Origin of the sequence: Pleomorphomonas sp. PLEO (genome assembly GCF_041320595.1) — a bacterium.
In the GTDB taxonomy this organism is placed as follows: Bacteria; Pseudomonadota; Alphaproteobacteria; order Rhizobiales; family Pleomorphomonadaceae; genus Pleomorphomonas.
In genome coordinates this window covers 3888143-3912712 of record NZ_CP166625.1, presented here as the reverse complement: position 1 = coordinate 3912712, position 24570 = coordinate 3888143, and the positions used below count along the sequence as shown (strand labels likewise).

Annotated in this window: 19 protein-coding genes; 18 read left to right on the top strand and 1 reads right to left on the bottom strand. The window is 61.9% G+C overall.

What is annotated here, in order from left to right:
- The first annotated feature begins 8 nt into the window (after window positions 1–8).
- From AB6N07_RS18160 to AB6N07_RS18125, 8 genes are all read left to right on the top strand, one after another.
- Entirely contained in the window at window positions 9–869 is an 861-nt protein-coding gene (locus AB6N07_RS18160) for a D-amino-acid transaminase (RefSeq protein WP_370674470.1), read from the top strand.
- A gap of 196 nt (window positions 870–1065) precedes the next feature.
- The gene (gene hfq, locus AB6N07_RS18155) at window positions 1066–1308 is read left to right on the top strand and encodes an RNA chaperone Hfq (RefSeq protein ID WP_026791804.1); all 243 of its coding nucleotides are present in this window, start codon (window positions 1066–1068) and stop codon (window positions 1306–1308) included.
- A gap of 162 nt (window positions 1309–1470) precedes the next feature.
- Window positions 1471–2811 (top strand): GTPase HflX, encoded by a 1341-nt coding sequence (gene hflX / locus AB6N07_RS18150; protein WP_370678276.1) that lies wholly within the window; start codon window positions 1471–1473, stop codon window positions 2809–2811.
- Window positions 2812–2904: 93 nt separating this feature from the next.
- Window positions 2905–3603 carry a L,D-transpeptidase gene (locus AB6N07_RS18145; protein ID WP_370674469.1) on the top strand — a complete coding sequence of 233 codons (699 nt, stop codon included), beginning with the start codon at window positions 2905–2907 and terminating at the stop codon, window positions 3601–3603.
- Window positions 3604–3876: 273 nt separating this feature from the next.
- Window positions 3877–5145: a glucose-1-phosphate adenylyltransferase gene (gene glgC / locus AB6N07_RS18140; RefSeq protein ID WP_370674468.1), complete on the top strand. Its 1269-nt coding sequence runs from the start codon at window positions 3877–3879 to the stop codon at window positions 5143–5145.
- A gap of 286 nt (window positions 5146–5431) precedes the next feature.
- Entirely contained in the window at window positions 5432–6883 is a 1452-nt protein-coding gene (gene glgA, locus AB6N07_RS18135) for a glycogen synthase GlgA (RefSeq protein WP_370674467.1), read from the top strand.
- A gap of 6 nt (window positions 6884–6889) precedes the next feature.
- Window positions 6890–9004: a glycogen debranching protein GlgX gene (glgX, locus tag AB6N07_RS18130; RefSeq protein WP_370674466.1), complete on the top strand. Its 2115-nt coding sequence runs from the start codon at window positions 6890–6892 to the stop codon at window positions 9002–9004.
- Window positions 9005–9039: 35 nt separating this feature from the next.
- Window positions 9040–10671, top strand: coding sequence for an alpha-D-glucose phosphate-specific phosphoglucomutase (locus AB6N07_RS18125; protein ID WP_370674465.1), 1632 nt, complete (start codon window positions 9040–9042; stop codon window positions 10669–10671).
- Between the two features lie 55 nt (window positions 10672–10726).
- Here the strand turns inward: AB6N07_RS18125 and AB6N07_RS18120 are convergent, their stop codons facing one another.
- Window positions 10727–11998 (bottom strand): pilus assembly protein TadG-related protein, encoded by a 1272-nt coding sequence (locus tag AB6N07_RS18120; protein ID WP_370674464.1) that lies wholly within the window; start codon window positions 11996–11998, stop codon window positions 10727–10729.
- A 313-nt stretch (window positions 11999–12311) separates the two neighbouring features.
- Here AB6N07_RS18120 and panC point away from each other — a divergent pair, with 313 nt between their 5' ends.
- The 10 genes from panC to xdhC all read left to right on the top strand — a co-directional run bounded on the left by panC (window position 12312) and on the right by xdhC (window position 24509).
- Window positions 12312–13172, top strand: coding sequence for a pantoate--beta-alanine ligase (gene panC, locus AB6N07_RS18115; protein ID WP_370674463.1), 861 nt, complete (start codon window positions 12312–12314; stop codon window positions 13170–13172).
- Between the two features lie 38 nt (window positions 13173–13210).
- Complete coding sequence (gene panB / locus AB6N07_RS18110) at window positions 13211–14032, top strand: 3-methyl-2-oxobutanoate hydroxymethyltransferase (protein WP_370674462.1); 822 nt, start codon at window positions 13211–13213, stop codon at window positions 14030–14032.
- Between the two features lie 579 nt (window positions 14033–14611).
- Window positions 14612–15643 (top strand): amino acid ABC transporter substrate-binding protein, encoded by a 1032-nt coding sequence (locus AB6N07_RS18105; RefSeq protein ID WP_370674461.1) that lies wholly within the window; start codon window positions 14612–14614, stop codon window positions 15641–15643.
- Between the two features lie 225 nt (window positions 15644–15868).
- A complete protein-coding gene (locus AB6N07_RS18100) occupies window positions 15869–17068 on the top strand; it encodes an amino acid ABC transporter permease (protein ID WP_370674460.1) in 1200 nt (399 codons plus the stop codon).
- 10 nt (window positions 17069–17078) lie between these two features.
- Entirely contained in the window at window positions 17079–18221 is a 1143-nt protein-coding gene (locus AB6N07_RS18095) for an amino acid ABC transporter permease (protein WP_370674459.1), read from the top strand.
- Between the two features lie 48 nt (window positions 18222–18269).
- The gene (locus AB6N07_RS18090; RefSeq protein WP_370674458.1) at window positions 18270–19037 is read left to right on the top strand and encodes an amino acid ABC transporter ATP-binding protein; all 768 of its coding nucleotides are present in this window, start codon (window positions 18270–18272) and stop codon (window positions 19035–19037) included.
- Window positions 19038–19308: 271 nt separating this feature from the next.
- Entirely contained in the window at window positions 19309–19656 is a 348-nt protein-coding gene (uraH, locus tag AB6N07_RS18085; RefSeq protein WP_370674457.1) for a hydroxyisourate hydrolase, read from the top strand.
- A 4-nt stretch (window positions 19657–19660) separates the two neighbouring features.
- The gene (gene xdhA / locus AB6N07_RS18080; RefSeq protein ID WP_370674456.1) at window positions 19661–21151 is read left to right on the top strand and encodes a xanthine dehydrogenase small subunit; all 1491 of its coding nucleotides are present in this window, start codon (window positions 19661–19663) and stop codon (window positions 21149–21151) included.
- Window positions 21151–23478, top strand: a complete 2328-nt coding sequence (gene xdhB / locus AB6N07_RS18075; RefSeq protein WP_370674455.1) for a xanthine dehydrogenase molybdopterin binding subunit — start codon at window positions 21151–21153, stop codon at window positions 23476–23478. Before xdhA ends, xdhB begins: the two co-directional genes overlap by 1 nt.
- On the top strand, window positions 23475–24509 hold the full coding sequence (gene xdhC / locus AB6N07_RS18070) for a xanthine dehydrogenase accessory protein XdhC (protein WP_370674454.1): 1035 nt from the start codon (window positions 23475–23477) through the stop codon (window positions 24507–24509). Before xdhB ends, xdhC begins: the two co-directional genes overlap by 4 nt.
- Window positions 24510–24570: the final 61 nt, after the last annotated feature.

The following is a 24570-nucleotide window of genomic DNA, read 5'->3' as shown; positions in this document are numbered from 1 at the left end:
AGCCGGCCATGTCCCGCATCACCTACGTCAATGGGCGCTACGTTCCGTCGCGGGAGGCCGTCGTCAGCGTCGAGGATCGGGGCAACCAGTTCGCGGATGCCGTCTATGAGGCCTGTCAGATCAAGGATGGCGCCATCATCGATCTTCGCCGCCATCTCGACCGGCTCGACCGGTCGCTGGCCGAACTGAGGATTGCCGCGCCGATGAGTCGGGCGGCGATGACCCATGTGCTGCGGGAGGTTGCTCGTCGCAATCGGGTCGAGAATGGCTATGTCTACTGGCAGATCTCCCGTGGTGCCGCGCCGCGCGATCATGCCTTTCCCGTCGGCGTGAATCCGACCTTTACCGCGACGGCCAAGTCGCTGGACGTTGCCGCGGCTGCTCACCGCTATGAGAAGGGCGTGCCCGTCATCACCCTTCCCGACAACCGCTGGGAGCGCGTGGACATCAAGACGGTTGGCCTGCTGCCCAACGCGCTCGCCAAGCAGGCGGCGCGCGAGGCTGGCGCCTTCGAAGCGGTGTTCGTCGACGCCGAGGGATTTGTCACCGAGGGATCGTCCGCCAATGTCTGGCTAGTCGACGAAGAGGGCAGGATCGTCACCCGCCCGGCCGAGCGAGGCATTCTCCGTGGCATTACCCGGTCGGTCTTGATGGAGGTGGCGGCCGCCGAGGGTGTTCCGGTCGTCGAACGTCACTTCACAGTGGCCGAGATGAAGGCGGCACGGGAGGTATTCTTGACGTCGGCCGGCGCGATTCTTTGCCCCGTCGTGAGCATCGACGGCGAGGCGGTCGCCAATGGCGCTCCTGGCAGCGTCGCCGCCGGTCTGAGGCGGCGCTTCCATGATATCGCCGAGCGCACACCGATTTGACGGCCAAGGCCGCCTTGGGCAAAATTGTCACATGCTCTCCGAAACACGGATAGCACGAGCCCACCGACCGTGACACGCATTCGAAATGGACTGGTAATTTCCGACGCGCCCGGCGTAACCATAAGTCCGGGCGACGCGTAGCGTCGGTGTGGCGTTTGCCCCTCACAAAAAAACGAAGTCGAAAAGGCCGAATAAAATGGCGGACAAAGCCCAAAATCTTCAGGACACCTTCCTTAATCACGTCCGTAAGAATAAGATTTCGCTGACGATTTTTCTGATCAATGGCGTCAAGCTACAGGGCGTGGTCACCTGGTTCGATAACTTCTGCGTCCTCCTGCGGCGCGACGGGCATTCCCAGCTCGTCTACAAGCACGCCATTTCCACCATCATGCCGGCTCAGCCTTTGGCCCTTTTCGAAGGTAGCGAGGAACCGAACTGAGTCCGATGGGTTCCGTTGTTGTCCGCTCATGGATCGCTCCATGGGCGGCTTATCACGGAAATCAGTTATTGGCCGCGCGCGGCGCGGTTTTCGGGAGGTTAAGTGACCGACGAACAGGATCTTGAAGAGGGCGGCCGTCCTCGCAAGAAGAGTGTCGATCGCATCGATGAGCCGGCGAGGGCATTGGTTCTTGTGCCCGATCTGCGTCAGCGGGGGGGCAGGGACGACGCTGCCACAATCACCCAGCGCGATCTTGAAGCGCGGCTTGAGGAAGCCTCCGGCTTGGCCTTGGCCATCGATCTCAATGTGCGCGCCACCCTTCCCGTGCCGGTCAACCAGCCGAAGCCGGCAACGTTGTTTGGCTCCGGCAAGGTGGAAGAAATCGGCGAGAGGGTAGAGGCCGAGGAGATCGACCTCGTCATCGTCGATCATGCGCTCACGCCCATTCAGCAGCGCAACCTGGAAAAAGCCTGGAAAACCAAAGTTATCGATCGTACGGGGCTCATCCTCGAAATCTTTGGCGAACGGGCACGGACGCGCGAAGGGCGACTGCAGGTGGAACTTGCCCACCTCAAGTACCAGAAATCGCGCCTCGTCCGCTCGTGGACTCACCTTGAGCGGCAGCGCGGTGGTTTCGGCTTCCTGGGTGGTCCCGGCGAAACGCAGATCGAAGCTGACCGGCGCCAACTCCAAGATAAGATTACGCGCATTGAGGCCGATCTCGAACAGGTCAAACGTACGCGAGATTTGCACAGGCGACAGCGGCGCAAGGTGCCGCATCCGGTGGTGGCGCTGGTTGGCTACACCAACGCCGGCAAATCGACGCTGTTCAATGAGCTGACCGAAGCGGATGTGTTCGCCAAGGATCTTCTGTTTGCAACGCTCGATCCTACGCTTCGCCGCATCAAGCTGCCGCACGGTACCGATGCCATTCTGTCGGACACCGTGGGATTCATTTCGAACCTGCCGACGCACCTCGTCGCGGCCTTCCGGGCAACGCTTGAGGAGGTGATCGAGGCGTCGATTATCCTGCATGTGCGAGACATTTCTCACAAGGATACCGAGGCGCAGGCGAGCGACGTTGCGGAAGTGCTGAAGCAACTCGGCCTCAATCCCGAGGATCGCGACCGCATCATCGAAGTGTGGAACAAGATCGACCTTGTCGACGACGCGCGGCGCGACGTTCTGCTGGCGCAGGCAGAGACCGAATCCCCTGGCGGGCAGGAACGGCACGTTGTCTCGGCCGTCACCGGAGCGGGTTTGCCCGAACTGTTGGCAGCTATCGAAGCAAGGGTGGTTGGTACCAGGCCGGTGCACGAACTCGCCCTCGATCCTTCCGACGGCGCCGGACTTGCCTGGCTCTACGATCATGGCGAAGTACTCGAACGGCACGAAGGCGATGACGGCACGCTACGCCTGACGGTGCGCATCGCCGACAAGTCGATGACCACCTTTCATCAGCGCTATGGCGAACGCATTCAGCATCCGCTCGCGGAAAACTGATCTCAGCCGGGCAAGTTTAGCAACATGACTAGAGTATTGTGCGTTCATCAGGTTGACTGAATGCCACCGTCGAATCAGCAGAAAGTGGAGACTATGAACCTACCGTCCAGGCGAGCCTTTCTCGGCGCGCTGCCTCTTGTCCTTGCCGCTTGCGTTACGAACCCCGGCGTGCCGGCGATGCCGCCGCTCATCGATCCAACCAAGCCGAAGCGCTATCCTTTGCCGTCCGCTGAGTATGTCGCGATGTACGGCGAGATTAAGGACGGCGGGTTCACTGTTCCCGCGGTGGATCTGACGCGGGTCAATCCGGCGTTCCTGCGCCGGGAGGTCGACTATGTGACCGACGAGCCGGCGGGCACCCTCATCGTCGATACACCCGCCCGCTACCTCTATCTGGTGCTGGGTGACGGCCGGGCGATGCGCTACGGCATCGGCGTCGGTCGCGAGGGATTTGCCTGGGCCGGTTCCGCCGTCATTCGTCGCAAGGCAAAATGGCCGTCGTGGCACCCGCCGGTGGAAATGCAGGCGCGCGATCCCAACTCTCGCAAGTGGGCTGGTGGCATGCCCGGCGGTCCGGACAATCCGTTGGGCGCCCGTGCGCATTACCTTTATCAGGGCAACATCGACACTCTCTATCGTATCCATGGCACGGTGGAGCCTTGGACGATCGGCAGCAACGTCTCCTCCGGGTGCATCCGCCTGATCAATCAGGATGTCATTGACCTGTTCGAAAGAGTGCCGGTTGGCACCGTTGTCAAGGTGTTGGAACGCCCGACGGTTCCCGCCGTCTGAGTCTTGCGACGCCCCGCCGTACGTGCGGGGCGTCCGCCTTTCGCTTCGCCGTCCCGACGCGCTTTTTGTCAAGAGTTTGAATTCCTTCGCAGCCAAAATAGGGGGAAGACAAATTAACCCTCCCGCGCCATAGTGCCCTTACGTCGAGCCATAAGGACGAACGGGGCGGGGAAGAAGCGCCAGCCGTTTGTCTCAGGTTCCGTTCCGGGCCGGCAGTGCCGGCAGCGCCATCGAGGGAACCGGGCCGACGGCGGAAGAAGTCGGGAGGATACCATGATTGACAGTTCTTACAGCAATCGGCGGCTGGCACGCGAAGCGATGGCGTTCGTGCTGGCCGGGGGACGGGGCAGCCGTCTTAAAGAGCTCACGGACCGCAGGGCTAAGCCGGCGGTTTATTTCGGCGGCAAAAGCCGCATTATCGATTTCGCTCTTTCCAACGCGCTCAACTCAGGCATTCGCCGCATATCTGTGGCCACTCAGTACAAAGCGCACAGTCTTATCCGTCACCTCCAATACGGCTGGAACTTCTTCCGCCAGGAGCGCAACGAGAGCTTCGACATCCTTCCCGCTTCGCAGCGCGTTGCCGAGGATAAATGGTACGTCGGAACCGCCGACGCAGTGACCCAGAACATCGACATCATCGAAGCCCATAACATCGAATACATCATCATTCTGGCTGGCGACCACATCTACAAGCAGGACTATGAGATCATGCTTGATCAGCATGTCTCGTCCGGCGCCGATGTGACCGTTGGCTGCATCGAGGTCCCGCGCATGGAGGCCTCCGGCTTCGGCGTCATGGCGATCGACGAGACTGCCCGGATCATCGAATTCGTCGAGAAGCCGGCCGATCCGCCGGCCATGCCCGGCCGCCCGGATATGGCGCTGGCCTCGATGGGAATTTACGTCTTCAAGACTAACTTTCTGATCGATCTGCTGCGCCAGGATCAAGACGATCCGAACTCCAGCCACGATTTCGGCAAGGACATCATCCCGGCCATCGTGAAGGGGGGCAAGGCGATCGCGCACAAATTCTCCGACAGTTGCGTCCGCTCAACTTCGGAAGATGAGCCTTACTGGCGCGATGTCGGCACGATCGATGCCTTCTGGGAAGCCAATATCGATCTCACCGATTTTATCCCGGCCTTGGATCTTTATGACCACAAGTGGCCGATCTGGACGTATACCGAGCTGACGCCGCCGGCCAAGTTCATCCACGATGAGGACGGTCGGCGCGGGGCAGCCACCAGTTCGCTGGTGTCCGGCGGATGTATCATCTCCGGCTCTCGTGTCGACAAGTCATTGCTGTTCACCGGGGTGCATGCCCATTCCTACTCCGATGTCGAGCACTGCGTCGTGCTGCCCTATGTCAACGTTAACCGCGGCGCCCGCCTCACCAAATGCGTCATCGACAAGGGAGTGATCATTCCCTCTGGGCTCGTGGTCGGTGAGGATCCGGAACTGGATGCCAGCCGCTTCCGTCGTAGCGAAGGCGGCGTCTGTTTGATCACCCAGGATATGATCGATCGGCTGCAGCTCTGATTGCGGCGTTGAAAGAAGCTTCGGGGCGTGGCAAGAACCGCGCCCCGATATGGTTCGAATATATGCGCCGCTGCCGGCAAGCCGCCGAAGGCGGCGCCTCCATGTGGATTGGGCGCAAGCCGGTTCGCCGCGATGCGGACAATATTGGGTGTCGTTGGTGATGGCGCCGTGTTTTTCGGTTCATGAATTTCTCATGCCTTTGACGCAGATGAGAAATTCGTGATGACTTCAACGAGTGGATGCGTCAGCATCCCTGCGAGTTGGTATAACCAGTCGGAGTGATCAAGTGCGCGTCCTATTCGTTGCCTCCGAATGCTACCCGTTGATTAAAACGGGCGGTCTTGCCGACGTCGCAGGGGCGCTGCCGTTGGCGCTTGCCAGCCTCGATTGCGATGTTCGCGTGCTGATGCCTGCCTATCCCGGCGTATTTGGTCATCTTCAGGGCATCCAGGAGATAGCCAGCTACCCGGACGTGTTCGGCGGACCGGGCCGTTTGCTGGCCGGGCAAACGGCCGAGGGCCTGAAGGTGTTGGCGCTCGAGGCTAGCCACCTTTATGAGCGGCCCGGCAACCCCTATCTCGGACCCGATGGCAACGATTGGTGGGACAACGTTCGCCGCTTTGCGGCGCTATCGGCGATCGGGGCGGCCGTCGGCCGCTTTGGCGTCGGCGATTGGAAGCCGGATGTTGTTCACTGTCACGATTGGCAGACCGGACTCGTTGCGCCTTATCTTCTGGCTGGCCCGTCGGAAGGGCGGCCGAAGACGGTCTTCACCATCCACAACGTCGCCTTCCAGGGTATCTGCGGGCGTTCCGACTTCGATACCTTTGGTCTGCCGTCGAGCTTCTACACACCGGCGGGGCTCGAATATTACGGGTACTGTTCCTTCCTGAAGGGCGGGTTGGTCTTCTCGGATCGGCTCACAACGGTGAGCCCCACCTACGCACGCGAGCTGCGTACCCCGGAATTCGGCTTCGGCATGGAGGGTGTGCTCAACGAGCGCGCCAATGTGTTGAGCGGCATCGTCAACGGCATTGATGCGAAGATATGGGATCCGGCGACCGATACGCTCATCGCCGCCAATTACAGCCAGCGCAAGATGGCCGGCAAGGCGGCCTGCAAGACCGAGCTGCAGCACCGCATGGGGCTCAGGGTCGATCCTGACGCGCCTTTGATGATCGTGGTGAGCCGCCTCACGGGCCAGAAGGGCCTCGATATGCTGCTGCCAAACCTCGATGAGATCGTGCGACGGGGTGGGCAGCTTGCCATTCTCGGGGCTGGTGAGCACAGCATGGAGCGCGCCTTTGTCGAAGCCGCGGCGGCCAATCCGGGCGCCGTTGCCGTCCATATTGGCTATAGCGAGCCGCTCAGCCACGCCATGCAAGCCGGCGCCGACGCCATCCTCGTTCCCTCGCGCTTCGAGCCCTGCGGCCTGACCCAGCTCTATGGTCTGCGCTATGGCACCATTCCAGTGGTCGCGCGCACGGGTGGTCTTGCCGACACGGTGATCGACGCCAACGATGCATCGGTTCGCGCGGGGACGGCGACGGGCATCCAGTTTGCGCCGATCTCCGCGAGCGGGCTCGGCTTTGCCATCGAGCGCCTGTTCGATCTTTTCCATAACAAGAAGGTCTGGCGGGCGTTGCAAGCGCGGGCGATGGCCCATCCGGTCGGGTGGGAGGATTCCGCACCCGATTATGTCGCGCTCTACCGCGACCTGACGGTCGAGGGCGTCTGAAGTCCGATGACTTTGTCGATCCGGTCCGGCCGGCCGTATCCTTTAGGTGCGCAGTTCGACGGGGAGGGCGTTAATTTCGCCCTTTTCTCGGCCAATGCGACGCGCGTCGACGTGTGCCTGTTCGAGCCGCTCACCGGCTTCGAGCATGCGCGCCTGACGCTGCCGGAATGCACCGATGAGGTATTCCACGGCTACGTTTCCGGCATCGGCATAGGCACCGCCTACGGCTTTCGCGTTCACGGTCCTTACGATCCGGAGCACGGGCACCGGTTCAACCCGCATAAACTGGTCATCGACCCCTATGCCAAGGTGTTGAGCGGGCGCCTGCGTGCGAGCGACTTGATGGCGGGCTATCAGCCGGTCACGCTCGACGATGCCAGCTTCGATACGCGCGACAGCGCCCGCGTCGTCCCCAAGGCTTTGGTGACCGATTCCAAAGTTCCACCGTGCGTAAGCTTCCGGCCGGCCCGGCCGTGGCGGGATACCGTCATCTACGAGGCCCACGTTCGTGGGTTGACCATGCACATGCCGCGGCTGCCACGAGCCAAGGCCGGCACCTACGAGGGGCTCGGTGCGCCGGAGACCATCGAGCATCTGACAAAGCTCGGCATTACGGCGATTGAGTTGATGCCCATCCAGGCTTTCATGGATGATGGCTTCCTCACCCGAAAGGGGCTCGTCAATTATTGGGGCTACTCGCCGCTCTGCTACTTTGCGCCGGAGCCGCGCTATGACCACGGTTCGCGCGGTGTCTCTGTAATTGAGCGTGTGCGCGACATGGTGCGCGCATTGCACGAGGCGGGCATCGAGGTATTGCTGGACGTCGTCTATAACCACACCGGCGAGGTCGATCAGTTCGGCCCCACTCTCAGCTTCCGGGGCATCGACAACGCCAGCTACTACCGCCTGAATCCCGACCGCCCGCGCTGGTACATCAACGACACCGGAACCGGCAATACGCTCAACGCCGGCCACCCGCGCGTAACGCAGATGATCCTCGACTCGCTCCGCTACTGGGTTGAGGCAATTGGCGTCGACGGTTTCCGCTTCGACCTTGCCACCTCTGTGGGGCGAGAGCCGCAAGGCTTTGATTCGGAGGGACGCTTCCTGACAGCGCTTAGGCAGGACCCGCTCCTGTCGACCGTAAAGTTGATTGCCGAGCCTTGGGACATCGGTCCCGGCGGCTATCAGCTCGGCAATTTCCCGCCCGGCTTTTCCGAGTGGAACGACCGCTACCGCGACACGGTACGTGCCTTTTGGCGTGGCGATGAACTGGTGGCGCCGGAACTGGCGGCGCGCTTGCTCGGTTCGCCGGATCGCTTCGACCGCTCCAACCGGCGACCGTCGGCATCGATCAACTTTATCACCGCGCACGACGGATTCACGCTGAGGGATGTTGTCTCCTACGCGTCAAAGCACAACGAGGCCAATCTCGAAGACAACCGAGACGGCCATTCCGACAACCACTCGGCCAATTATGGCATCGAGGGCCCTTCGACGGATCCTGCCGTCTTGGCCACGCGCAAGCGGCAGATGCGCAATATGCTGGCAACGCTGCTTCTGTCGCAGGGAACGCCCATGCTGCTTGCCGGCGACGAACTGGCCAATAGCCAGCTCGGCAACAACAATGCCTACTGTCAGGACAATCCCGTCGGCTGGGTCGCATGGAACCGCGCCGACGATGCCGAGCTCGCCGACTTCGTCGCCTACGTCGTCCGACTTAGGCAGTCCCATCCGGTCTTTCGCCAGACGCGCTTTCTTCATGGGACACAGCGGCCAGAGGACGGGCTGGCCGACGTCGAGTGGATTGCGGTGTCCGGGCGACCGATGACGGGTGATGACTGGAACAGCCGCGAATGTAAGGCCTTCGGATTTTTGATGCGCGATTCGGCGCTGCCGCATGCCGAAGCGGACGGCGAAGCCGTGTATCTCATGCTGAACGCCCACCGCGCCAACCGCCGCTTCCACTTGCCGCCGACGCGCGAGGGCCACAGCTGGAAGCCGATCCTGAGTTCCGACATGCCGACCGGCCGGCCCGCCGCTGCTACACCGCGCCGCGCTTGGCAAGCGGTAGAAGTACCGGGCCGCACCTTCCTCGCTTTCGTCGAGGTAAGAGCTTGAGTAAAGTGATTTCGCCTCTCGGGGAGTGACAGCGAATGCAGATCAAGACAATTGCTACCAAGCCGATTGACGGCCAGAAGCCGGGAACCTCCGGTCTCCGGAAAAAGACCCGGGCCTTCATGCAGCCCGGCTATCTTGAGAACTACGTTGAGGCGATTTTCGCCGGCGTCGGCGGCGTCGACAGCAAAGTGTTGGTCATCGGCGGCGACGGCCGCTTTTTCAATGACAAGGCCATTCAGACCATCATCAAGATGGCGGTCGCTCATGGCGCCAAGAAGCTGGTGATTGGCAAGGGCGGTCTGTTCTCGACGCCGGCTGCCTCCAACGTCATTCGCAAGCTCGGTGCCTTTGGTGGCATCGTCTTGTCGGCCAGCCATAATCCCGGTGGGGAGGATGGTGACTTCGGCATCAAGTTTAACGGGGCGAACGGTGGGCCGGCACCCGAGAATGTCACTGACGCCATTTTCGCGGCGACCAAGACCATCACTGAATATCGGATCGCCGATATTGCCGACATCGACCTCAATCGCCTGGGCGCTTCCAAGGCTGGCGACACCGAGATCGAAGTGGTTGATCCGGTTGCCGACTATGTCGAGCTGATGGAAAAGCTGTTCGACTTCGACAAGATCGCCGCGCTGATCAAGTCGGGCTTCACGCTGCGCTTTGATGCCATGCACGCTGCCACCGGCCCCTATGCCAAGGCAATCCTCGAAGGCAAGCTGGGCGCCGCCGCCGGTAGTGTCATCAACGCCGTGCCGCTGCCCGACTTTGGTGGTGGTCATCCCGACCCGAACCCGATCTACGCCAAGGAACTCTACGATTTCATGGCCTCGCCCGAGGCGGCTGATTTCGGTGCTGCCTCGGACGGCGACGGCGACCGGAACATCGTCATCGGCCGCGGTGCGGTGGTGACGCCGTCGGACAGCCTGGCGCTGCTCGCCGCCAACGCCCATCTTGCCAAGGGCTATGCCCGGGGTCTTGCCGGCGTCGCCCGCTCTATGCCGACCTCCGGCGCCGTCGACCGCGTCGCGGCGAAAAAGGGCCTCGACTGCTACGAGACACCGACCGGCTGGAAGTTCTTCGGCAACTTGCTCGACGCCGGCAAGGTGACGCTGTGCGGCGAGGAAAGTGCCGGAACCGGCTCCGATCATGTGCGCGAGAAGGACGGTCTTTGGGCCGTTTTGCTATGGCTCAACATTCTCGCCGTGCGTGGCGAGAGCCTCAAGGATATCCAGGACAAGCACTGGGCCGAATACGGTCGCACCTTCTACACTCGCCACGACTACGAAGCGGTGGAGACGGCTGCTGCCGAGGGGCTGGTGAACAGACTGCGTGACATGCTGCCGACGCTGCCGGGCACCAAGGTTGCCGGCCTTGAAGTGGTGAGCGCCGACGATTTCGCCTACAACGATCCGGTCGATGGCTCGGTGACCAAGAAGCAGGGTATCCGTATCCTGTTCAAGGGTGGCGAGCGCGTCGTGTTCCGTCTTTCGGGTACCGGTACCGAGGGGGCGACGCTTCGCGTGTACCTGGAGAGCTTCGAACCCGATGTGACCAAGCATGGCCAGGATGCGCAGGTGGCGCTGGCCAAGGTGATCGAGGCGGCCGATACGCTGGCGGAGATCAAGGCGCGCACAGGTCGTCAGGCGCCGGACGTCATCACCTGAGGCAGGGCGCCATTTGTCCAGTGAACGAAGCCCGGGCAAGCCCCGGGCTTTTTCATCAGTGCGACAGGAAGACGCCGCTGTTCGTTGTGGTGGTCGTCGTTGTGCCGTTGGAGATGGCCGAGGTGTCCGGCGACAGGTTCCAGGTGGTCTGGTTGAGGATCAGCGAGTCGGCGACGACGGTGACATGGTCGAGCGCGGCTGTCATGCCGGAATTCATGGTGAGTTGCCGGCTCGGCAGATGAATGAGGCCGGAGAGCGCGTGACCAGGGCTGTCGTTCCACGGCCATTGCGACACGTTGGTGTTGCCGGTGGTCTCATACATCAGAATGTTGGCGTAGGTGCCTGTGGTTGGTGCCTTGAGATAGGCAGCGGCGCCCGAATTGAACTGGAACTTCGAGGTATCGGCGAAATAGAAGGTGACGTCGGTGCCCTGTAGGGTGCCCTGGACGTTCCAGTCGCCGCTCTTGATGATGTAGAGGCCGGGGCTGAAGGTCGAGACGGTGTTGGAGTTGTTGAAGTTGACGCCGCCGCAATGTACGCCGGGCTGGAAGGTATAGGTGGCGGCATCGATATTGCGGCTGTTGTAGTTGCAGCTACCTACGGTAACGGCGGGCAGTGTGGACGCATAGGGATCGCTCGCCGGTGAGCAGCTCTTCTCAAGGTTGGGGTGTGTGCCGCCGTTGTCGATGATACTGGCGCTCTTGATGCAGATCTTCTTCGAATTGATCGTTGTGCCAGAGTTAAAAACAGCCGCGCCACTGGCGCTCGACTGCACGTGAATCTCGCAGTTCGAGGCGTTCACGACGGCACCCGAGTTGACCAATAGAGCCTGGGAATTCCTCGAGGTCAGAAGGATGCAAACGGTGCCGGCCGCCGCTGTGGTGGCGGTGCTGGTCTTGGGCGTCGCCTTGGCGGTGACGCCGACGGACATGTCGTTTTTGCCGACAATGCCCATGAATGACAACGGGACCGTGATTGTCGCCGAGCCTGAAACGCTGCCGTCGCTGTTGCGGATGAAGCTGGAGTTGAGATTTTCCTCGGCAACGCCGGTGTTTGTCAGGTTGGCAGCCAGAGCGGCCTGACCGGCGGCATCATAGCCTGAACCTGTCGTGAGGGCTGCACGGATTGTCGCCTGGTCGAGGGATCCCTGGAGGATTTCCCGCGCCCTCAGCGCCTGGGCGAGATCCACCGCGGCACCGACCGCCACCACCAGTACTACCAAGGCGATGGCCATGATTACGCCAATCGAGCCATGGACGTCTGTCGCCAGCCGACGGAGGCGTAAAAGCGTACCGGAACGTTTGCGAACACGGTAGCCAGACATCATTCCAACCTCATACAGTTTCCGGGTTTGCAAACGATTTGTTGCAACCGTAGAGACATCGTTTCTAATCCCGCAAACAAAGCCGCGCAGACCCTGCTTTTGTCGCATGTAGAACGTTACGACATGAATAATTCTCATGCTTAAAAGTTAGGTTTTTATGCGATTGCCAATAAAGACGCGGTGACGTGGTGCGATGCTTGGTGGCAGGCGCGGGGGCTGCTGACCGGCTTTTTCGCAGTCTGCCCAATTCTTGGGTGACAAAGGGTTTTTAGCGGCATTAAAAGGGCGCACCAGACGGAGATCGCTGGAGGGAACATTGCCGCTTGAAACCGTGACCACGATCGCTGAACTCCGTGAACGGCTTAGGCCGGCTCGGCGGACGGGAAAGAGCGTCGGTCTGGTGCCGACCATGGGGTATCTTCACCGTGGCCACGCTACCCTCGTAGATCGGGCTCGGGCCGAAAACGACATCGTCGTGACATCGGTCTTCGTCAATCCGCTGCAGTTCGCTCCGAGCGAGGACTTCGCCCGCTATCCACGCGACCTCGACGCCGATCGCAGCCTGCTGGGTGCCCATGGTGCCGACATCGTCTTTGCGCCGCCGGTCCAGGAAATGTATCCCCAGCCGATCGCTACGCATGTTGAGGTGGAAGGCCTTTCTGTTCGCCTGGAGGGAGAGCGTCGTCCGGGTCATTTTCGCGGTGTTGCAACGGTCGTCGGCAAGCTGTTCAATATCGTCCAGCCAGACCGAGCCTACTTCGGTGAGAAGGACTACCAGCAGCTTCAAGTGATCCGCCGCATGGTGGCCGATCTATCCTTCCCCTTGGAAATCGTCGGAGTGCCGACCGTGCGCGACGTTGACGGGCTGGCGCTGTCGTCGCGCAATATTTATCTATCACCGACGGAGAGGGCTGCGGCGCCGGTGCTCAGCCGCTCACTCGCGGCCGCCGCCGAGGCCATTGGTGGCGGGACCGTGGATCCACGGAAGATCGAGGCGGCCATACGGGCTGTACTCGCCACCGAGCCGCAGGCCGAACCAGATCTTATCGCTGTTGCCGAGGCCAACACCTTAGAACCAGTCGACCCGAAGGCGCCGCCGCCAGCCATTGCGCTGATGATTGCCGTTCGTGTTGGTCGCACGCGCCTTATCGATCAGCGCGTCGTCGCCGTTCCTTGAAGGAACACGGCCTGGACCGTCGTCCTGGAGGTTTTGATATGAGTGCTCCCGTCCGCTCCCGCCGTACCTCGGTCGCCGACATTAAGGCGCTGAAGGGCGTGCGCCCGATCGTCAGTCTTACGGCCTATACGGCGCCGATGGCGGCGCTGCTCGACCCACATGTCGACTTCCTCTTGATCGGCGACTCGCTCGGCATGGTGGTCTACGGCTTCGAGACGACGTTGCCTGTGACGCTCGACCTTATGATCGCCCACGGCGCCGCCGTCGTACGCGGTTCGGTGACGTCTCTGGTGGTCGTCGATATGCCCTTTGGTTCTTATCAGGAAGGACGGGAACAGGCCTTCCGTTCGGCTTCGCGCATTCTCGCCGAGACCGGCGCCCAGGCCGTGAAGCTCGAGGGCGGCGAGGAGATGGGCGAGACCATTCGCTTTCTCACCGAGCGTGGTGTGCCGGTACTCGGCCACATCGGCCTGACGCCGCAGATGGTCAACGTCTACGGCGGCTACAAGACGCAGGGGCGCAACCAGTTCCAGGCTGCGAAGATCAAGGCCGACGCCCGCACGGTCGCCGAGGCCGGCGCTTTCGGTTTCGTGCTCGAAGGCACCATGGAACCACTCGCCCGGGAGATTACCTCCGAGTCGCCGATTCCCGTGATCGGCATCGGGGCGTCGCCACAGTGCGACGGACAAATCCTTGTCAGTGAGGATATGCTCGGTCTCTACAACCAATTCATCCCGCGCCACGTCAAGCGTTTCGCCGATTTGGGCGCGGAGGTATCGAAAGCCGCCGCCGCCTATGCCGAGGAAGTCAAGGCGCGCAGCTTTCCTGGCCTTGAGCATACCTTTCAGCCAAAGGCCTGAGACCAACTTGGACCAAGTGATGAGTGACGATCCGGGCGCCGGCGGCCGGCTGCGGCCTGCCGCCGGTGAACATTGCCGTGCGATTTGCGTGCTCGGCGCGGATGAACGTAGCGCGCATTAAGTTCATCGATCGTCTACGTGAAAATACGAGACGCTTTGTGCCCAATCTTGGCGAATTGCTTCGGGCTATTTTTCGGTTTGCGCGAACACATGTTGCAGCTTTTCTTAAGTAACCTACGAGCTGGGCAAAAAATAACCTACCTGCTTATTTCATGAGCGGCGTTTCGCTTATCATTTGCGCATGTGTAATTTGTGGTCAATTTAAGGCGCTTTGCGATTGACCATCGGCATAATTTGTAATCTAGTGATCGAGAAGCCCGTTGGTTCGGCGGGTGCGGAGTGGCTGCCAACAGGTTTCTGTCCCTCGGACTTGTTTGCTGTGGATTAGCCTTTGGGAGTCGCTTCGAAATCGGGCTTGGCGGATCGCGCGCGCTTCGGCGTTCCGACGATCAGGATGGGTGTCCAAAACAATAAATGCACCCACGCGCCCGGCCTTGGTGGTCATCAGGGGAGACATTCATGCGTTCCAACACATTCAAGACTCTGCTGCTCGGCGCCGCTTTCGTGGGGGCTGGTGCCGTCGCCGCTTCGGCCGGCACGCTCGATGAGGTCAAGGCCAAGGGCTTCGTGCAGTGCGGTGTCAACGGCACCGGCCTTGCCGGCTTCGGTGCGCCGGATGACGCTGGCAACTGGAAGGGCCTCGACGTTGACGCTTGCCGTGCTGTCGCCGCCGCCGTATTCGGCGATCCGTCGAAGGTGAAGTTTACGGGCCTCTCGGCCAAGGAGCGCTTCACGGCCTTGCAGTCGAAGGAAATCGACATGCTGGCCCGCAACTCGACTGCCACGATGAGCCGCGATACGCAGCTCGGCATCACCTTCACCGGCATCAACTACTACGATGGCCAGGGCTTCATGGTGAAGAAGTCGCTTGGCGTGTCGTCGGCCAAGGACCTCAACGGTGCCTCGGTCTGCGTCCAGTCCGGCACCACCACCGAGCTAAATCTCGCCGACTACTTCAAGTCGAATGGCTTGACCTTCAACGCTGTGGTGTTCGAGAAGCAGGAAGAGGCGGATGCCGCCTATGACGCCGGTCGCTGCGATGCCTATACGACAGATGCTTCCGGCCTTTATTCGATCCGCCTGAAGATGACCAAGCCGGACGATAGCTTGGTGCTGCCGGAGATCATCTCCAAGGAGCCGCTTGGGCCGGCCGTTCGTCAGGGCGACGACCAGTGGGAGTCGGTTGTTCGCTGGTCCCACTATGCCATGCTGACCGCCGAGGAGTTTGGCGTGACGCAGGCCAATGTCGACGAGATGAAGAAGTCGGAAAATCCTGAAATACAGCGTCTGCTCGGCGTTGGTGAAGGTGTCGATTTCGGTACGCCGATCGGTCTCAACAAGGATTGGGCCTATAGCATCATCAAGGGTGTCGGCAACTACGGCGAGTCCTTCGAGCGTAACGTCGGCGCGGGGTCGCCGCTGAAGATCGCCCGTGGTCTCAATGCCCTGTGGTCGAAGGGTGGCCTGCAGTACGCCCCGCCGATCCGTTGATCGAACAGGCGAGGGAGGCGCCCTGAACGGGCGCTTCCCTATTCTTCGAATTAAGGACGCGCCGGCTGATGCTGGTCGTTGGCAAGGATTGCTCCTTGTCGGCACAGCAGACGTGCGGGGCGAGCCCGTTGCTCTGCGAGTGCAGGGTTTCGCGCCAGCGGCGCCTTCTCTTCATGACATAACGCGTTTTTTGGCGCCGCTTGGCGTCCTTTCTCGAGGCCAGACATGACGCTCCGAGACGAAACGGCAGACGATTCACCTCGCTCCTGGGTTCGCGCCGTTCTCTATGATGCAACGATCCGTGGCTGGGTGTTCCAGGGGCTGGTTCTAGTCTTCCTGGTTTTGTTTGCCGCTTGGATCATTCACAACACGGCCGTCAACCTGCATGCCGCCAATATTCCCTTTGGTTTCGACTTCCTCAACATGCGGGCTGGCTTCGACATTTCGCAAAAGCCCATAGCTTACACGCTGGATTCTTCGCACCTACAGGCGTTCAAGGTCGGTCTTCTCAATACGATTATTCTCTCGGTGCTCGGCATTTTCTTTGCGACGATCATTGGGTTCGTCGTTGGTGTTTCACGACTATCCAGCAACTGGCTGTTGGCGCGAGCCGCGACGGTCTATGTCGAAACGCTGCGCAATGTCCCGCTGCTGCTGCAGCTTCTGTTCTGGTACAAGGCCGTGCTTTCGGTGCTGCCGGGGCCGCGCCAGGGCTATATGCTGCCCCTGTCTATCAACCTCTCCAATCGTGGTCTGACCATGCCGCGCCCGATCATTGGCGAGGGCTTCGAGATCGTGTTGTGGACCGTGCCGGTTGCCGCCGCAGTGGCTTGGGCCGTGGCACGTTGGGCCAAGCGTCGGCAGGTGGCCACCGGCCAGTCATTCCCGGTCTTCCGGGCCTCGCTCGGCATCATCATCGGGGTGCCGATTGTCGTCTTTCTGGCTCTCGGCGCGCCGCTTACCTTCGAGCTTCCCGAACTCAAGGGGTTCAACTTTGTCGGCGGCATGGTCGTTCACCCCGAACTGACCGCCATGCTGTTCGGTATCTCGCTTTACACGGCGACTTTTATCGCCGAGACGGTACGCGCCGGTATTCTGGCCGTCTCCGCAGGGCAGAGCGAGGCCGCCTTTTCGCTCGGTCTGCGTCCCAGTCAGACCATGCGTCTCATCGTGGTGCCGCAGGCTATGCGCGTCATCATTCCACCGCTCACCAGCCAGTATCTCAACCTCACCAAGAATTCGTCGCTGGCGCTGGCCATCGGCTATCCGGACCTGGTGGCGGTGTTCGCCGGCTCCACGCTCAACATTACCGGCCACGCCATTGAGGTTATCGCCATCACCATGGCGGTCTACCTCGTGCTGAGCCTCATCACCGCCGCGCTGATGAACTGGTTCAACGCCCGTGTGGCGCTGGTCGAACGCTGAGAGGACGGTCATGAGCCGCATCGAAACCGACACCGTCTTCGTTCGCCGCGACTTCCTGGAGCCGGAGGCGCCGCCGCCGTCGCTGGGTGGCTTCCCCGGCTGGGCGCGCAGGAACCTGTTCTCCTCGCCCGTCAACATCACGGTCAGCCTGTTGATGCTATTCCTGCTGGTCTGGTGGTTGCCGCCGCTCTTCAGATGGCTGTTCATCGACGCTGTCTGGACAGGCACCGACCGTGAAGCCTGCCTGCCGAAGGATGGCGAGACCGTTGGCGCGTGCTGGGCCTTCGTCAACGCCAAGCTGGCTCAGTTTACCTTCGGCTCCTATCCGGCCGACCAGCGCTGGCGCCCGGCTCTGGTGATGATCGCCTTCGTCCTTGGCCTTGCCTGGGTGGCGATTCCGAAGATGCCGCGTCGGCGTGAAGGCATTTGGCTGATGCTCACGGCTTTCCCGATTCTGACCTTCTGGGTGCTCTACGGCGGTCTGGGGCTGCCGGTTGTCGAGACGTCCAACTGGGGCGGGCTTCTGGTGACATTGGTTGTGGCGGTCACCGGCATCGTCGCCTCGCTGCCGCTCGGCATTCTTCTGGCGCTTGGCCGGCGATCGAAGCTGCCGTTCATCAAGATCGTGTCGGTGGTGTTCATCGAGGTCTGGCGCGGCGTGCCGCTCATCACCGTGCTGTTCATGGCCTCGGTGATGTTGCCGCTGTTCCTGCCCACCGGCGTCAACTTTGACAAGCTCCTGCGTGCCCTGATCGGCGTCGCTCTGTTCACCGGCGCCTACATGGCCGAGACCATCCGCGGCGGCCTGCAGGCCATCCCGAAAGGCCAGTATGAAGGCGCTGCCTCTCTGGGGCTCAGCTACTGGCAGTCGATGCGGCTGATCATCCTGCCGCAGGCGCTGAAGATCGTCATTCCGGGCATCGTCAACAGCTTCATCTCGCTGTTCAAGGACACCTCGCTGGTGATGATTATCGGCCTCTATGATCTCCTGGGGTCGATCCAGCGAAACTTTTCCGATGCCAGCTGGTCGACGCCGTCGATCGCGCCCACCGGCCTGATCTTCGCCGCCGCCGTTTTCTGGGTTTTCTGTTTCTCGATGTCACGCTATTCCATGTACATGGAGAGAAAGCTCAACACCGGACGCAAGCGATAGCCGGCCGTCGTTGCCGCCGCCCCGCCTGCCGCCAAAGGGACCCTATTCATGGCCGATATTGCCTTAGCCGCCACGCCCGCTTCCGAAACCGCCGTCGAAATGATCGGCGTCAACAAGTGGTTTGGCGAGTTCCACGTGTTGCGCGACGTCAATCTCTCGGTCAAGCGGGGGGAGCGCATCGTCATTTGCGGGCCATCCGGCTCCGGCAAGTCGACGACCATCCGCTGCATCAACCGCCTGGAGGAGCACCAGAAGGGCAAGATCATCGTTGATGGTATTGAACTCACCAACGACCTCAAGCGGATCGACGAGGTGCGGCGCGAGGTTGGCATGGTGTTCCAGCACTTCAACCTGTTCCCGCACCTGACCATTCTCGAGAATTGCACGCTGGCGCCGATCTGGGTGCGCAAGATGCCCAAGAAGGAGGCCGAGGAGGTGGCGATGCACTTCCTCACCCGCGTCAAGATCCCCGAGCAGGCGCATAAGTATCCCGGCCAGCTCTCTGGCGGTCAGCAGCAGCGCGTCGCCATCGCTCGCTCGCTGTGCATGCGCCCGAAGATCATGCTGTTCGACGAGCCGACCTCAGCCCTCGACCCCGAGATGGTCAAGGAGGTGCTCGACACCATGGTCGGTCTCGCCGAGGAAGGCATGACCATGATCTGCGTGACCCATGAAATGGGCTTTGCCCGTCAGGTCGCCAACCGCGTCATTTTCATGGATCAGGGTCAGATCGTCGAGCAGAACGAGCCGGAAGCCTTCTTCTCCAATCCGATGCACGAGCGCACCAAGCTGTTCCTCGGCCAGATCCTCCACTGATTTTTCCGCGGGCGCCGGCGGCCATTCTGCCACGGCGCCCGTGCCATATCCTGATTCCTGACTTTCAGAAGTCTCTCGATCGGTTTGTTTTTTCATACTATTCTTCTGCCGGCCTATCGAGGTTTCGGCTGGAAAAGCAATGACTGGTTGGTCCGTTTCCGGAAATGGGCCTTCCTAAAGGCGAAAAGTCGTGCCAGACAAAACGTCTGCGACACAAGCCGGCTTTCTGCTGGCTCCAACAGGGAAGGGTTGAGCGTTGGCTGAGGGGCGTATGACGACCCATGTGCTCGATACGGCGTCGGGCCGGCCGGCCGCCGGTGTCAAGATCGAACTCTGGGCGGTTCGCGCCGACGGCGGCCGCGATCTCGTGCGCGAGGCGATCACCAATCAGGATGGCCGTATCGATGGTGCGCTGTTTCAGGGCGCCGGGTTCTCCGTTGGTACTTTCGAGCTGGTCTTTCATGCCGGCGACTACTTGCGCGCCGCGGGCCACACCCTTACCGAGCCTGCCTTTCTTGATGTCGTCCCCATCCGTTTCGGCGTTGCCGACGCCTCGGCCCACTATCATGTGCCGCTGCTGATCTCGCCTTACGGATATTCAACCTATCGCGGGAGCTGAGCCCATGCGCGACTCCATCCGCATCGTCCGCAGTGGGCGGATCGTCGAGATCGATGAGGTCAAGCCGACCGAAACGCTGCTCGACTACCTGCGCCTCAGGGAGCGCGCCACCGGCACCAAGGAAGGTTGCAACGAGGGCGACTGCGGCGCCTGCACCGTGGTCATTGGCGAATGGCGCGACGGCCGGGTCATCTATCGGCCCGTCAATTCCTGCATCCAGTTCCTTGGCGCAATGGATGGCAAGGAGGTCGTCACCGTCGAGGACCTCGCCTGGCCGGACGGCCGGCTGCATCCGGTGCAACAGGCGATCGTCGATGCTCACGGGGCGCAATGCGGTTTCTGCACGCCGGGCATCGTCATGAGCCTGTTCGCTCTTTACCACCGCGAGGGTCGTGACGGCCCGCCGCCGCGCGAAGAAATCATCACGGCACTCGCCGGGAACCTGTGTCGCTGCACCGGCTATCGGCCGATCGTCGACGCGGCGCTCGCCGCCATGGCCGAGCCGCCAGCCGATAGCTTTGTCGAGGCGATGAGCCAGACCGCGGGTCTGCTGCAGTTCCTGGCCGATGGTCAGGACGTGTTCATCGGCTCAAACAGCGCCTTCTTCGCGGCTCCCGCCAGCCTTTCGGTCCTCGCACAGCTTGTGGTGAAATACCCCGAAGCGACGCTGCTGGCCGGTGGCACCGACGTTGGTCTGAAGGTCACCAAGGGAATGCGGCCGATCTCGCAGGTGATCCATGTCAGCCGCGTCGCCGCTCTTCGGCAGATAGAGGATGTCGGCGACGCGTTGATCCTAGGCGCCAGCGTTACCTATGAGGACGCAGCGCCAGTTTTTGCCGACCTCGATCCCGACCTCGGCGAACTCGTCCGGCGCCTCGGTTCGAGGCAGGTGCGCTCCGTCGGCACCATCGGTGGCAACATCGCCAATGGGTCGCCGATCGGCGACATGCCGCCGGCTCTTATAGCCCTTGGCGCGACTCTTGAGCTCGCCCATGGCGAGGAGGGGCGGGCGCTGCCGCTCGAGGACTATTTCATCACTTACGGCAAACAGGACCGGCAGCCCGGTGAGTTCGTCGCCGGGCTGTTGGTGCCGAAGCTTGCGCCGAACCAGGTGTTTCGCGCCTACAAAATCACCAAGCGGTTTGATGAGGACATTTCTGCGGTGATGGGCGCGTTCCGCTTCACGATAGAAGACGGCGTCATCACCGAGGCGCGTATCGCCTATGGCGGTATGGCGGCAACGCCCAAACGGGCACTTCATGCCGAGGCACGCCTTAACGGTGCTCAGCCGGCGCGGGCCGCGAGCTGGGGGGCGGCGATCGAAGCGCTCGGCGAAGACTACGCGCCGATCTCCGACATGCGCGCTTCCGCAGCCTATCGCATGGAGACGGCCAAGGCACTGCTCGCCAAGGCACTCGTCGAATGCGCCGGTGCGCCGACGAGCCGTACCCGCGTCATCGGCCGCCGCGAGGCGCCGGAAACCGAGGTGGCCTGATGAGTGCGCCCGAATCTGAACGCTCCGACGGTGTGGTCGAGCGAGTAATCCATCGCTCGACGCCACATGACAGCGCCGTGCTGCACGTCACGGGGCGCGCCGTCTACATCGACGATATGGTCGAGCCGACCGGCACGCTGCATCTGGCCCCTGGCTTCTGCCCGGACATGGCGCGCGGCCGCATTCGCGATATTGATCTCTCCCGTGTTCGGCAGGCGCCAGGCGTTGTCGCGGTGCTGACCGCCGCCGACATTCCCGGACGCAACGACTGGTCGACGTCCATCGGTGGCGATCCGATCCTCGCCGAGAAGGAAGTCGAGTTCTGGGGCGAGGTTCTGTTCTGCGTCGTGGCGGAAACGCGCGACGCGGCCCGTCGGGCAACACGGCTCGCATTGTTCGAAGGCGAGGCGGAGACACCGGTACTTGATGTCGAGGAGGCAAAGGCCAAGGGGCTGCGCGTGCTCGACGACTACGGCTACGGCCGTGGCGATGTCGCTCGTTCCTTCGCCAGTGCTCAACGCCGGTTCGACGGTGTCATCCGCAATGGCGGGCAGGAGCACTTCTATCTCGAAGGTCAGATCGCCTTGGCGATTCCCGGCGAGATGGGCGATATGCACGTCCATTCGTCGACCCAGCATCCCTCCGAGGTGCAGCACTGCGTTGCCCACATGCTCGGGCTGCCGAGCGCCATGGTGACGGTGGAAGTGCGGCGCATGGGTGGCGGCTTCGGTGGCAAGGAAAGCCAAGCGAGCCAATGGGCATGCCTCGCCGCGCTGGGCGCTCGCGTCACCGGTCGGCCATGCAAGCTCCGGCTCGATCGTGACGACGACATGGTGATGACCGGCAAACGGCACGATATGACGACGGCTTTCTCCGTCGCCTATGACAGCTCTGGCAAAATTCTGGCGGCCGACATCGACTTCATGGCGCGCTGCGGCTATTCGGCCGACCTCTCTGGGGGCGTCAACGACCGTACGCTGTTTCACGCCGACAACGCCTATTATTACCCGAACGTCGTCCTGAAGTCGGAGCGGCTGAAGACGAACACGGTAACCAACACAGCCTTCCGGGGCTTCGGCGGGCCGCAGGGCATTCTTGCCGCCGAGCGCATCATGGACACGCTGGCCATCGTCACCGGTATCGATCCGCTGGAGGTCCGGAAACGGAACTTCTACGGCCCAGGCCGCGACGTGACGCCCTATGGCCAGAAGGTCGAAGACAACATCCTGCCGGAACTGGTCGCCGAGCTTGAGCGATCCTGCGACTATCCAAAGCGCCGGCAGGAGTGCCGCGCCTTCAACACCAAAAATCGCATCCTTCGCAAGGGCATCGCCCTGACCCCGCTGAAGTTCGGCATTGCCTTCACGCTGACCCATCTCAATCAGGCCGGCGCTCTCGTGCACGTCTATGCCGACGGTTCGGTTCACCTGAACCACGGTGGTACCGAGATGGGGCAGGGGCTCAACACCAAGGTGGCGCAGGTCGCCGCCGACGCTTTCGGCATTCCCCTTGATCTGGTGCGCATCACCGCCACCAATACATCCAAGGTGCCGAACACCTCGGCGACCGCCGCGTCGTCCGGCTCGGATCTCAATGGTATGGCGGCGCTCGCCGCTTGCGACGAGATCAAGGAGAGGATGGTTGCTCATCTGGTTACAACCACCAATTCCGCGCCCGAGAGCGTTGTATTCGCTGGCGGCCGGGTGAGCCATGCCAGCGGCTCGCTGTCCTTCGCCGATCTCGCCAAGGCCTGCTACGAGAACCGCGTCCAGCTGTCCGCTGCCGGATTCTACTCGACGCCCAAGATCCACTGGGACCGCCAGAAGGCGGAGGGGCGGCCATTCCTCTATTTCGCCTACGGCGCCGCCTGCGCCGAGGTGACCATCGACACCATGACCGGCGAGATGAAGGTCGACCGGGTGGATATCCTTCACGACTGCGGCCGCTCTCTCAACCCGGCGATCGATATCGGCCAGATCGAGGGGGCCTTCGTCCAGGGCATGGGCTGGTTGACCACCGAGGAACTGGTATGGGACGACAAAGGGCGGCTTTCGACGCATGCTCCGTCCACCTACAAGATCCCGACCGCCGGTGACGTACCAGCCATCTTCAACACCAGCCTCTGGGACGGCGCCAATCGCGAGGAGACCATCCATTCCTCGAAGGCCGTCGGCGAACCCCCCTTGATGCTGGCCTGTTCGGTGTTCTCGGCGATTTTCGACGCCATAGCCAGCTTGAAGCCGGGCGCCGTGCCGCCGCTCGATGCGCCGGCGACGCCCGAGTCGATCATGCGGGCAGTGTCCTTCATGCGACGGAGCGAGGCATGAGAGACGTTTTCGCCCCGCTTCATCGTCTCATAGCCCGCGACGGTGTCGCTGCGCTGGTGACGGTTGTCGGGGCGAAGGGGTCGACACCGCGCGAGGCCGGGGCCCGCATGGTGGTGTCGGTCGACGGCGCCATCTCCGGCACGATCGGCGGCGGCAGGCTGGAACTTGACGCCATGGAGCGCGCCATTGCCGCGCTGCATGAGGGGCGCGACGGCAGCGAGCGTCTCGATTTGGCGTTGGGCCCGTCCATCGGCCAGTGTTGCGGCGGCGCCGTCAGTGTGATGATCGAGACCTTCACCGCCGCCCGGCTGGCGGCGGTCGCCTATCTGGCCGAGGTGGAGGCAAAGGGGCCGTTTCAGACCTCTGCCGCCAGCGTCGGAAACGCACCGATCGACCGCCATGTCGTGAGCGCGGAGCAGTCGGGACCGACCGCATCCATCGACGCGAACGGCCGGCTCGACGAAAGCTTCGGCGACGCGATGCGCGAGCTGCTGTTGTTCGGGGCTGGGCACGTCGGCCGGGCCGTGATCCTGGCGTTGGCGCCGCTGCCGTTTCATATCCGCTGGATCGACGCCCGCCGGAGCGCCTTCCCCGATCTGCCGCTCGCGCGGCTTGAACAAGTGGTTACCGGTACGCCGGCGGCGGAGCTGAAAGCAGCTGCCGCCGATGCCTTCGTGCTGATCATGACCCATGATCATGGACTCGATCTGGATATCCTCCACGCGGCGCTGACCGAAGATCGCTTTCCTTACGTCGGCCTGATCGGCTCGCGCACCAAGCGTGCGCGCTTCGAACATCGTCTTGCCAAACTGGGACATTCTGAAACAGCCATCAGGGCTTTCACCTGCCCGATTGGTGTGCCGGGGATAACCTCCAAGGAACCGGCGCATATCGCCATTTCGGTGGTGGCTGAGCTGTTGATTGTGGACGAGAAACTTCGTAGGACCCCCGCCGGAGAGTCCGTCGCTGGCCGATCGGTCGATAGCTTAGAAAATAGGCAGATTGCCCATTTATTCGGACATTCCGGCTGAATCTTTTGGCGCGTCCGGTTGGCGAAATCGTGCTTGTATGCTGCACAGAAAATAGACAAAG

Bases quoted from the DNA above. Each gene is read 5' to 3' on its own strand.
- AB6N07_RS18125 (WP_370674465.1), top strand. From the start codon at position 9,040: ATGCAGATCAAGACAATTGCTACCAAGCCGATTGACGGCCAGAAGCCG.
- AB6N07_RS18100 (WP_370674460.1), top strand. From the start codon at position 15,869: ATGACGCTCCGAGACGAAACGGCAGACGATTCACCTCGCTCCTGGGTT.
- panB (WP_370674462.1), top strand. From the start codon at position 13,211: ATGAGTGCTCCCGTCCGCTCCCGCCGTACCTCGGTCGCCGACATTAAG.
- xdhA (WP_370674456.1), top strand. From the start codon at position 19,661: ATGCGCGACTCCATCCGCATCGTCCGCAGTGGGCGGATCGTCGAGATC.
- AB6N07_RS18105 (WP_370674461.1), top strand. From the start codon at position 14,612: ATGCGTTCCAACACATTCAAGACTCTGCTGCTCGGCGCCGCTTTCGTG.
- glgC (WP_370674468.1), top strand. From the start codon at position 3,877: ATGATTGACAGTTCTTACAGCAATCGGCGGCTGGCACGCGAAGCGATG.
- AB6N07_RS18120 (WP_370674464.1), bottom strand. From the start codon at position 11,998: ATGATGTCTGGCTACCGTGTTCGCAAACGTTCCGGTACGCTTTTACGC.
- xdhB (WP_370674455.1), top strand. From the start codon at position 21,151: ATGAGTGCGCCCGAATCTGAACGCTCCGACGGTGTGGTCGAGCGAGTA.
- AB6N07_RS18145 (WP_370674469.1), top strand. From the start codon at position 2,905: ATGAACCTACCGTCCAGGCGAGCCTTTCTCGGCGCGCTGCCTCTTGTC.
- xdhC (WP_370674454.1), top strand. From the start codon at position 23,475: ATGAGAGACGTTTTCGCCCCGCTTCATCGTCTCATAGCCCGCGACGGT.
- AB6N07_RS18090 (WP_370674458.1), top strand. From the start codon at position 18,270: ATGGCCGATATTGCCTTAGCCGCCACGCCCGCTTCCGAAACCGCCGTC.
- glgX (WP_370674466.1), top strand. From the start codon at position 6,890: ATGACTTTGTCGATCCGGTCCGGCCGGCCGTATCCTTTAGGTGCGCAG.
- AB6N07_RS18095 (WP_370674459.1), top strand. From the start codon at position 17,079: ATGAGCCGCATCGAAACCGACACCGTCTTCGTTCGCCGCGACTTCCTG.
- AB6N07_RS18160 (WP_370674470.1), top strand. From the start codon at position 9: ATGTCCCGCATCACCTACGTCAATGGGCGCTACGTTCCGTCGCGGGAG.
- hfq (WP_026791804.1), top strand. From the start codon at position 1,066: ATGGCGGACAAAGCCCAAAATCTTCAGGACACCTTCCTTAATCACGTC.
- uraH (WP_370674457.1), top strand. From the start codon at position 19,309: ATGACGACCCATGTGCTCGATACGGCGTCGGGCCGGCCGGCCGCCGGT.